At 62.8% G+C, this 9081-nt stretch carries 10 protein-coding genes and 1 pseudogene; 2 read left to right on the top strand and 9 right to left on the bottom strand.

Annotated features, from left to right (window positions below):
- Positions 1-79: 79 nt before the first annotated feature.
- Positions 80-523: pseudogene (locus tag AC3A6Y_RS34755) on the top strand (CoA transferase); the annotation flags it as partial.
- A 90-nt stretch (positions 524-613) separates the two neighbouring features.
- Here the strand turns inward: AC3A6Y_RS34755 and AC3A6Y_RS34750 are convergent.
- The 8 genes from AC3A6Y_RS34750 to AC3A6Y_RS34715 all read right to left on the bottom strand — a co-directional run bounded on the left by AC3A6Y_RS34750 (position 614) and on the right by AC3A6Y_RS34715 (position 7429).
- Positions 614-766 carry a hypothetical protein gene (locus tag AC3A6Y_RS34750; protein WP_487872752.1) on the bottom strand — a complete coding sequence of 51 codons (153 nt, stop codon included), beginning with the start codon at positions 764-766 and terminating at the stop codon, positions 614-616.
- Positions 742-2277: a UxaA family hydrolase gene (locus AC3A6Y_RS34745; RefSeq protein ID WP_487872755.1), complete on the bottom strand. Its 1536-nt coding sequence runs from the start codon at positions 2275-2277 to the stop codon at positions 742-744. The genes AC3A6Y_RS34750 and AC3A6Y_RS34745 overlap by 25 nt, the downstream gene beginning before the upstream one ends.
- 63 nt (positions 2278-2340) lie before the next feature.
- Positions 2341-3477 (bottom strand): mannitol dehydrogenase family protein, encoded by a 1137-nt coding sequence (locus AC3A6Y_RS34740; protein WP_487872754.1) that lies wholly within the window; start codon positions 3475-3477, stop codon positions 2341-2343.
- A 5-nt stretch (positions 3478-3482) separates the two neighbouring features.
- Positions 3483-4493, bottom strand: coding sequence for a zinc-binding alcohol dehydrogenase family protein (locus tag AC3A6Y_RS34735; RefSeq protein WP_487872751.1), 1011 nt, complete (start codon positions 4491-4493; stop codon positions 3483-3485).
- Positions 4494-4523: 30 nt separating this feature from the next.
- A complete protein-coding gene (locus AC3A6Y_RS34730) occupies positions 4524-5288 on the bottom strand; it encodes a transporter substrate-binding domain-containing protein (RefSeq protein ID WP_487872750.1) in 765 nt (254 codons plus the stop codon).
- A gap of 82 nt (positions 5289-5370) precedes the next feature.
- Positions 5371-6099 (bottom strand): amino acid ABC transporter ATP-binding protein, encoded by a 729-nt coding sequence (locus AC3A6Y_RS34725; protein WP_487872749.1) that lies wholly within the window; start codon positions 6097-6099, stop codon positions 5371-5373.
- Entirely contained in the window at positions 6083-6733 is a 651-nt protein-coding gene (locus tag AC3A6Y_RS34720) for an amino acid ABC transporter permease (protein WP_487872748.1), read from the bottom strand. The genes AC3A6Y_RS34725 and AC3A6Y_RS34720 overlap by 17 nt, the downstream gene beginning before the upstream one ends.
- Positions 6734-6745: 12 nt before the next feature.
- Complete coding sequence (locus AC3A6Y_RS34715; protein WP_487872747.1) at positions 6746-7429, bottom strand: amino acid ABC transporter permease; 684 nt, start codon at positions 7427-7429, stop codon at positions 6746-6748.
- Positions 7430-7753: 324 nt separating this feature from the next.
- Between AC3A6Y_RS34715 and AC3A6Y_RS34710 the strand changes: the two genes are divergently transcribed.
- On the top strand, positions 7754-8461 hold the full coding sequence (locus AC3A6Y_RS34710; RefSeq protein WP_487872746.1) for a FadR/GntR family transcriptional regulator: 708 nt from the start codon (positions 7754-7756) through the stop codon (positions 8459-8461).
- Positions 8462-8501: 40 nt separating this feature from the next.
- On the opposite strand, the gene AC3A6Y_RS34705 is transcribed toward AC3A6Y_RS34710, so the two are convergent.
- The gene (locus tag AC3A6Y_RS34705) at positions 8502-8891 is read right to left on the bottom strand and encodes a DUF1329 domain-containing protein (protein ID WP_487872753.1); all 390 of its coding nucleotides are present in this window, start codon (positions 8889-8891) and stop codon (positions 8502-8504) included.
- Positions 8892-9081 lie beyond the last annotated feature (190 nt).

The raw sequence follows: 9081 nt of genomic DNA, 5'->3' as shown, positions 1-9081 counted from the left end.
ACCCGAACGCATCAAGAGCTACTTCGAACACGAGCCGGTTCGCTATGCGGCCTGATTCAAGTTCGCTCATGCCGGCTCAATAGGGCTTCAGAACGAGCGTGAATGGGCAAAATTCTGCGAGAAGGTGCTCCTTCAGCCAGCACTTGCCGACGATCCACGGTTTGCGGGCAATGCAAAGCGAGTCGCCGCACGCGACGCCTTGAGGGCGTTGATTGTCGAGGCGTTCTCGTCGCTCACTTCGACACAGGTTGTCGAGCGACTCGAGGCTGCGCAGATTGCCAACGCGCGGGTCAATACGATGCACGAGGTCTGGGAGCACCCGCAGCTCAAGGCTCGCGAACGCTGGCGGGAAGTCGACTCGCCTGTGGGAAAGATCCCAGCGATGATTCCGCCCGGTACATGGATGGAGGGACCCAGGATGGGCCCGGTGCCAGCTTTGGGTCAACATACCGACGCAATCCTGACCGAGCTTGGGCTGAGTGCCGAGGCGATCGGTACGCTGCGCGAACAAGAGGCGGTGTGACGTAGTGCCTCCCCCGGGTGGGGAGGCACATCTTGCCATGCTCAACGAGCGCGTTGGACGACTCGACGGGCGCGCTCGATGACCGGCTTGTCAATCATCCGGCCATCGGTATCCGGCGCCATCGCGCAGCTCGCTGTCCTTGAGCACGATCTCCACCGCGCGCGTGAACGACTCCATCGGAATGTCCAGCGCGCCCGGCAGGCCGTGCAGGGTCAGGGTCAGGTAATGACGCTGATCTGCCAAGGAACAAATTCGTTCTGGCCATAGCCATGCAGTTCGCTGCGCGATGGCCGGCCCGAAGCCGTGTCGAGCAAGAGTTTGAACAGCTCAGCGCCGAGCTCCTTGATCGACTTCGTGCCATCCAAGATTTGGCCGCAGTTCAGGTCCATGTCGTCCGCCTGCCTCTCCATCAGCGCCGAGTTGGTCGCAAGCTTGACTGAAGGTGATGGCGCACAGCCATATGCCGAGCCCCGCCCGGTGGTGAAACAGATCAGATTGGCGCCGCCTGCAACCTGACCCGTGGCCGAGATGGGGTCATAGCCGGGCGTGTCCATGAAGACCAAGCCCCGAGCCCTGACAGGCTGCGCGTATTCGTAGACTTCGGTGAGATTGGTGGATCCGCCCTTGGCAATCCCTCCCAGCGATTTCTCGAGCACCGTCGTCAGGCCACCGGCCTTGTTGCCGGCAGAGGGGTTGTTGTTCATCTGCGCGCCGTTGCGCCCGCAATAGTCCTCCCACCAACGAATGCGCGAGACGAGCTTTCGTCCAACTTCCAGGGTTTGAGCACGTCGAGTCAGCAAATGCTCGGCGCCATAGATTTCAGGCGTTTCCGAGAGAATGGCCGTACCACCGTGCGCCACGAGCAGGTCCACGGCCGCGCCCAAGACCGGATTGGCTGAAATCCCGGAATAGCCGTCAGAGCCACCGCATTGCAGGCCAATGACCAGGTGACCGGCTGGCACGGATTGACGTCGGACCTGGTTGGCCGATGGAAGCATCTCCTTGATGAGTTGGATGCCCCGGGCGATCGCCTTCGTCGTTCCGCCCTCGTCCTGGATCGTGAACGAGTGCAACGTCCCCGAATCGCTCAGGCCTTGCGTGGCCAGCAACGTCGGGATCTGATTGGTCTCGCAGCCCAGCCCGACCACGAGGACGCCCGCGAAGTTGGGATGGCACGCATAGCCGCCAAGTGTGCGTTGAAGGATTTGAAGGCCTTCACCGGCAGAGTCGATACCGCAGCCGGTGCCGTGCGTCAGTGCGACAACACCGTCAACATTGGGAAATGCTGCAAGAGCCTCGGGATGGCCATCGCGTCGGAAGTGATCCGCAATCGCGCGAGCGACCGTTGCCGAGCAGTTAACCGAGGTGAGGATGCCAATGTAGTTGCGCGTCGCGACCCGGCCATCCTCGCGCACGATGCCCTGGAAAATGGCGGGTTGGTGCGCTGCCACCGTCTCGCGGGCTTCCACCCCATAGGCGTAGTCGCGCTCGAACTCGCCTATTTCCAGGTTGTGCGTGTGCACATGCTGGCCCGCCCGGATGGGCTGGCTTGCAAAGCCGATGATCTGACCGTACCGCCGCACCGGCGAGCCTGCTTCGATGGCGCGCGTCGCCATCTTGTGGCCCGGGGGTATCAGGCCGGAGACCGTGGTGTTCTCGGCAGCGATGTGCGCTCCCGACATCAACTGGTACAGGGAAATGACGACATCGTCATCGGGATGCAGGCGAATGACGCGCGCGCCGGCCGGTGACATGATCTTCTCGATGGCTTGCTCTTCGACAGGGGACAGCATGGGGATGACTCCGAGGGTTCTGTTTCAGGTCGTCGTCGCGAGCGACGCACGCAGTCGTGGTTGGGCGAGTCCGCACTGGAGCTTGTCTGCCAGATCCACGATGGGAGCGAGCCGCCGTTGTTTCTTTTGCGCATGATTCTGCGCAATATCGGCGAGACGATGATTCAGAAAGGGATTGAGCAGCCTCTCCCTGAGCTCGACGAGGTAGGCCTCTGCTTCGGTGCGTTGTCCCAGGGCGTCGAACACCGGCAACACTTCATCGGCCCAAAGCGACTCGAGCTCCGATCGCGCGGCGGCGTCGTTCATGGCCTGCTTCACCGTCTCGTCGGGGGCGCGCTTCTGCATCAACCAGCGTTCGGCGAGGAAGGTGTGCCCCGCGTTCAGCAGAAACAACTTCAGCCGCTCAAACCGCTCGAGGTCGTCCGTCACCACCATGTCCGGGTGTGCACAGGGCAGCGTCAAGCCTCGCTGACGTTCTATGGCCCACAGTGCATAGGGTTCGGCAACCGCGCCGACCGGATGCAGGGCTTCCGACACGATGCGATCGACGAGCGAGTTGGCCCAGACGCAATGCTCGCCCAGCCACTCGATGAAATTCGCGTCCAGCTTCCACTGCGCAGCCGTTGCGCGCACCACATCGCGCAAGACATCGCCGTTGCGCTCGATGAGTTCGCAAGGAAAGATCGACAGATCGGCCGCGGGGATCGCCTGCCAACGATGGTGGAGCAGCACCAGCAACTTTGCCGGGAAGCTGCGGGGCGCACGGAGCCTGTCGTCGATCAATCCCGGGCCATCCTCGTCGTCGAGTTGATAGCCGCGATCGGCCGTGTTGGAAATGATCACCCGGACGTCGGTCGCGACCGCGTCGCGCAGCGCCGACCAGTCGGCGTGCGCCTGCATGGCTTGGCGCACGGCGCGGCAGGTGATGGTTTCGTCGACCTGCCTGCCACTCCTGATGCCGCGGATGAGGACCGGATAGCCGTCACCGCTTGCGAGGGCTGCCACCCGTTGGGCGCTCGCCGGGTTGCGGGTCGTCTGCACGACCAAAATGCCGCCGAGCGCCAGCCCCGCTTCGCCGCGATCGAGTGCCTGCGAAACGAAGAGGTCTACATGCGCCTGTAGGAAGCGACTGGTGCCGAACTGGAGGATAGCCTGGCCCATGATGCTCAGCACTCCACGATGGCCTTGACGACGCCTCGGGCGGGATCCAGCAGATTCTTAAAGTCGGCCGGAACATCGGCCAGCGCAAGGCGGTGCGTGTTGAGCGCCGCGTCTGGAATGAGGCCCGCGCGCATCGCCTCGAGCACCGTCTCGAAATCCTCGGTCGTCGCGTTGCGGCTTCCGAGCAAGGTCGTTTCGCGCTTGTGGAACTCCGGGTCCGAAAAGCCGATCGTGGCGCCGACCACGGAGATCAGCACGTAGGTGCCGCCGTGCGCAACAAACTTGAAGCCGCGCTCCATCGCTTTCGGATTGCCGGTGGCATCGAATACGACATCGAAGAATTCGTTGTCGGTGAGCGCGGCCAACTGCCTTTCGTCGTCGTCCGAAATCTGAACGCTGGCGGCCATTCCAAGTTGCGCCGTACAGAAGTCGAGGCGGTCCTTGCGCGTATCCAGCGTGCTCACCTGCGCACCGCGCAATTTCGAGAAGATCATCGCGGCCATGCCGATCGGTCCTGCGCCAACCACCAGTACGCGCTGTCCGCTGCGAACGTCGGCACGTCGCACCGCGTGGGCGCCGATGGCGAGAAACTCGACCATCGCCGCCTGATCAAGGGAGACGCCGTCGGCCTTGTGCACGAAGGCCTGCGGAACGCTGAGGTACTCGGTAAACGCGCCGTCGCGATGCACGCCCAACACCTGGATGTTGACGCAGCAGTTGGTCTTGCCCTGGCGGCAGGCAATGCACTTGCCACAGGACAAGTACGGCATGACGTAGACCGGGTCTCCGGGAGACAAATGGCTGCCCGCCGGCGCGTCTTCGACGATTCCGGACAGTTCATGACCCATGACACGCGGGTAGTTGAGATACGGCTGATTGCCGGTAAAGATGTGCAGATCGGTGCCACAGACGCCCACGCGCTTGACGCGCAGCAGCACCTCGTCATCGCCACGCAGCGGCATCGGCCGGTCTTCGGCGCGCAGCGTGCCGGGGGTTTCGCAGATCACGGTCAGCATGGCAATTTCCTCGAGTGTGGGAAGGCTGCTTCAACCGTGGAAGCGCTTGTAGATGGCGGCGAGTTTGCCGTTCTCGGTGTTGTTGCCGACCCACTGGTTGATCCACGCCTGCAGCTTGGCTTCACCCTTGCGCATGCCGATGCCCAATGGGAAGCTCTTCATCACGAACTTGGTCTCGACGCCCAGTGCGGGCACCTTGTCCGCGACGGTCTTCACGATGGCGGGTGACGTTGCGAAGATTTCGACCTGGCCGCTGGCGACGGCGGTGACGAGGGTGCTGTCGTCATCGAAGCGAACAATCTGCGCACCCTTGGCACTCTCGGTGGCCAGTCTGTCGTTGGTCGTGCCGCGGGCAGTGGCAACGCGTTTGCCGGCAAGATCGGCAAAGTCCTTGACCACGACGGACTTGGGCGCCGCAATGACAGCCTGGATCTGCGCATAAGGTGCCGAGAAGTCGATGACCTTCTCGCGCTCTGGCGTGACTGACAGGGAAGAAATCACGACGTCCGCCTTGCCGGTCTGGAGAAACGGAATCCGGTTGGCGCCAGTCGTCGGAACGATCTCGAGTTCGACGCCGAGGTCCTTGGCCAGGAGGCGCGCCGTTTCGACGTCGGAGCCAGTCGGGTTCATCTGCATGTCGTTCGTGCCGAACGGCGGCGACCCGAGGTCGATGGCGACGCGAATCTTCTTCGCTGCGCGCACCTCGTCGAGTTGGTCTGCCTGCGCGGCACCCGCAATGGCGACCAGGGCAATGCCGGCGCACAGGCCGCGCAAGAACTTGGAACGGTGAATCATGGGAGTCTCTCTTTCGGTGTATGGTTGCAAAGGGGGTTGTGTCGTGGGGCGTACTCAATGAGTCTGGTGCGATGCGCTCATTTCACAGGCCGCTGCCGACGAAGTTGCGCAGTTCCTCGGTCTTGGGAGCGTCGAGCATCTCGCCTGGGCCTTCCTCCCAAACGGTGCCGCGGTGCATGAAGATGATCTTGTCGGCGACCTTCCGGGCGAAAGCCATCTCGTGTGTGACGAGCACCATGGTCATGCCGTCAGCGGCCAGTTTTTCCATCACGCGCAGCACCTCGCCCGTCAACTCCGGATCGAGTGCGGAGGTCACTTCGTCGAAGAGCATCAGCTGCGGAGACATCGCGAGTGACCGGGCGATGGCGACACGTTGCTGTTGACCGCCCGAGAGCTGCGACGGGTAGAAGTCCGCCTTGTCTGACAGGCCCACTTGAGCCAGCACGGCGTGGGCACGTTCACGGACCTCGGCCCGCTTGCCTTTGAGAACAATGCGCGGCGCGAGCATGATGTTCTGCTCGACCGTCATGTGCGGGAACAGGTTGTAGCTTTGGAACACGATGCCCACATCGCGCCGCAGTTGGTGGAGGTCCAGCTTCGGCGAGGTGATCTCATGCCCGCAGACATCGATGCGACCGTCGCTGACCGTCTCGAGCCGGTCGATGCAGCGCAGGGCCGTGGTCTTGCCGGAGCCGCTGCGTCCGATGATCGCCACGACCGAGCCCTTGTCGACGGTGAAGGACACGTCGTTGAGCACGCGGGCAGCGCCGTAGCTCTTCGAGATCGACTGGACATTAACGATGGGCGACATTGAATTTCCTTTCGAGGCGCCGGCTCAGCACCGACAGCGGGTAGCACAGGGCGAAGTACAGCGCTGCGACGAGCACGAAGATGACGAAGGGCTGAAAGGTGGCGTTGTTGATCACCTGGCCCGCACGGGCGAGTTCGACGAATCCGATGGCGGATGCCAACGAGGTGTTCTTGACGATTTGCACCATGAATCCGACGGTCGGCGGCGTGGCGATCTTCATGGCCTGAGGAAGGATCACGTGGATCAGTCGCTGTCCCCAGTTGAGCGCCAGACACTCTGCGGCTTCGGCCTGCGTGCGCGGCACGGATTCGATGCAGCCGCGCCAGATCTCCCCCAGGTAGGCCGACACATAGATGCTCAGGCCGAGTGCGGCCGCGGTAAGCGGCTTGATGTTGAAGCCCAGGGTCGGTAGGCCGAAGTAGGCGAGAGACAGCAAGACCAGGAGAGGCGTGCCCTGGATCAACTTGATGTAGAGCATCACGATCTGGCGTGTGAAGTTCGGCCCGTAGACGCGCGCGATCGCCACCACGAAGCCCAGGATTCCGCCACCGGCGAAGGCCAGCAGGGTCAGGACGATGGTCCACGCGAAGCCGCCGAAGAGGAACTGGAGTTGGGGAAAGGACAAGGAGGTCATGGCATCTGTTCCTCACACGGTCGTGCCCAGGCGTCGGCGCCGAGGGAAGGCCACATAGCTCGCGCACCAGAAGACCAGTCGCATCACCAGCGAGAGCACCAGGTAGGCGGCGGCCACGATCAGGTAGGTCTCCACCGAGCGGAAGGTTTCGGACTGAATCCGGTTGGCGACCGCTGTCAGTTCTTCGGCAGAGATTTGCGAGGTGATCGACGAGGCCAGCATGAGCAGCACGTACTGGCTGGTGAGCGCCGGGTAGACGCGCTCGATGGCCGGCGGGAGCACCACGTGGGTCAGGAGCTGACGCCGCGTGAGGCCCAGGCACTCAGCCGCCTCCAGTTGCCCCTTGGGGATCGACTCGATGCCTGCGCGGACGATCTCCGAGGTGTACGCGCCGACGTTGATCACCAGCGCCACCGTTGCGGCGGTGAAGGCATCGACTTTGAGGCCGACGGTGGCAAGCCCGAAGTAGACGATGAAGATCTGGACCAGCAACGGCGTATTGCGGATCGTCTCCACGTAGATCGTGGTCAATCGTGCGAGCCAGGCGACGCGGCCTTTGCCGGCGATGGCGCAGAACACGCCAAGCAGGAAGCCGAACACCGTGGCGGCCAGCGACAAGCCCAAGGTCGTTCCCGCGGCATGCAACAGATCCGGCCAATAGGCCAGCGGGGCGCTGAAGTCAAAGTCGTATTTCATGTCTCCTGTCCTGGTTCAGTAAGGATGTGCACCTTGACGGGCTGTGGGCTGTTGAGGCGTCGCGGCCCGACCCAATCGCTTTCCTTGTCGTCCCAAATGATCAAAAGCGCTTGGTAAGGCCACTTTACCCATCCTGAAAGATTGGCCTTACCGTAGATACCCTTAGACAACGACCTTCGAAAGACCTACATCGCATTCGCGGGGACGCTTTTTTTCGAGCAGTTACTTGGGGAGTACACTGAGAGCCAATTTGGTAAGGCCACTTCGCCATGAGAGTGCGTGGTAAGGCCGCCGAGCCCCTTTTTTTGGAACGAAGGGCCAAACGTGATCAATCAGCTCAAACCCGTCGATAACCGGCGGCTTTACCAGCAGATCGCCGACCAGATTCGAGGCCTCATTAAGGACGGCGGCTTCTCGGAGGGATCCCGGTTGCCCCCGGAGCGCGACCTCGCGCAGCAGTTGGGCGTATCGCGTCCTTCTGTTCGCGAGGCGTTGATCGCACTGGAACTGGATGGCAGCGTTGAAGTCCGCATGGGCGCCGGCGTATATGTCTGCGCCCCGCCGGAGCGGGCATCGCAATCGACCGCATCTTTAGGCGAGAGTCCGATCGAGCTGATGCAGGCTCGTTCGGCGCTCGAAGGCTCGGTTGCCGCGTTAGCGTGCGGCCTGGCAACGCCCGAAGGGATCGCCACCGTAGCGAAGGCGTTGGCGGAGATGCGTGCCGCGATCGAAGAAAATCGTTCGCCCTTGAAGGAAGACCGCGCGTTTCACTTGGCCATCGCCGCAATGACAGGTAACTCGGTCATGGAGCGCCTGGTCGGGGAGCTGTTCGATGGACGCCACAGTCCAATCTCCTCCCAGCTCAGGGTGCGCTCGGAAAGCAGCGAAACCTGGAGGGAGGCGCTGCGCGAGCATGAGGGCATCTTGCGAGCACTGGAAACCCGCGACGTTCTTGCCGCGCAGACCGCCATGCGTTCCCACCTTCAGGCGTCGCAGGACCGTTGGGTGGCATCCCGGCGGGAGTGGTCCTGAAGCGCAGTGGTTGCCTGCTGTCGGTTTCCCTTCAATCTGTCTACAAGGGCCTCCACCAATTGCAAGCAATACCCGGCGCGGCGCGCGCGCATGGCGCGATCGCCGGTGACGCTGACGCATGAGGTCGCGTTGAGCCATCGGTTCCTGCGCAGCAGTGCAAGTACTCAGCGCACGCTGTCGCCTGCCAGTGCGTCCGGCGAGAAATGCTTCTCGGGCAAGGCCTGGGGCAGGATGGGGTACCGCTTCTGGAAGAATTCTTCAGCTCGGCGACGAGATAGGTTCCGGACAACAGGTCATAGGTGCCCCATGCGGTGCCGACGACCGCGGGGATGTCGGGCATCGCGACTGGAATCGAGAAAGCCATGCGCCAGAGTTGGCCGTTGGCGTCCCAGCGGTCCGCCAGTACCGGCCACCAGCTGTCTTCATCGATGTAGTAGCGGCTCGCTTCGCCCGCCCGCAGCGCGGGCGCCGAAGTAGCAATGCGCTACTGGGCGCCTGGTATGCCGCGCGCTACGGCCCCGAACGACACCCAAACTCCCCCACCTATCGACACGTAAATTCCCCCGCCCCGGCCGTCTGGCCGTGACGGTGTAAGCGGCGCTGGCGTCTGCCGGCAGCTG

The sequence above is a fragment of the Variovorax sp. Soil_C_17 genome (assembly GCF_057657265.1).
The sequence above is the reverse complement of the archived record's forward strand: the minus strand, read 5'-3'. Positions and strand labels throughout refer to the sequence as shown.

Excerpts from the sequence above, each read along its gene's own strand:
- AC3A6Y_RS34715 (WP_487872747.1), bottom strand. The coding sequence starts at position 7,429 with ATGAAATACGACTTTGACTTCAGCGCCCCGCTGGCCTATTGGCCGGAT.
- AC3A6Y_RS34740 (WP_487872754.1), bottom strand. The coding sequence starts at position 3,477 with ATGGGCCAGGCTATCCTCCAGTTCGGCACCAGTCGCTTCCTACAGGCG.
- AC3A6Y_RS34735 (WP_487872751.1), bottom strand. The coding sequence starts at position 4,493 with ATGCTGACCGTGATCTGCGAAACCCCCGGCACGCTGCGCGCCGAAGAC.
- AC3A6Y_RS34745 (WP_487872755.1), bottom strand. The coding sequence starts at position 2,277 with ATGTCACCGGCCGGCGCGCGCGTCATTCGCCTGCATCCCGATGACGAT.
- AC3A6Y_RS34725 (WP_487872749.1), bottom strand. The coding sequence starts at position 6,099 with ATGTCGCCCATCGTTAATGTCCAGTCGATCTCGAAGAGCTACGGCGCT.
- AC3A6Y_RS34730 (WP_487872750.1), bottom strand. The coding sequence starts at position 5,288 with ATGATTCACCGTTCCAAGTTCTTGCGCGGCCTGTGCGCCGGCATTGCC.
- AC3A6Y_RS34720 (WP_487872748.1), bottom strand. The coding sequence starts at position 6,733 with ATGACCTCCTTGTCCTTTCCCCAACTCCAGTTCCTCTTCGGCGGCTTC.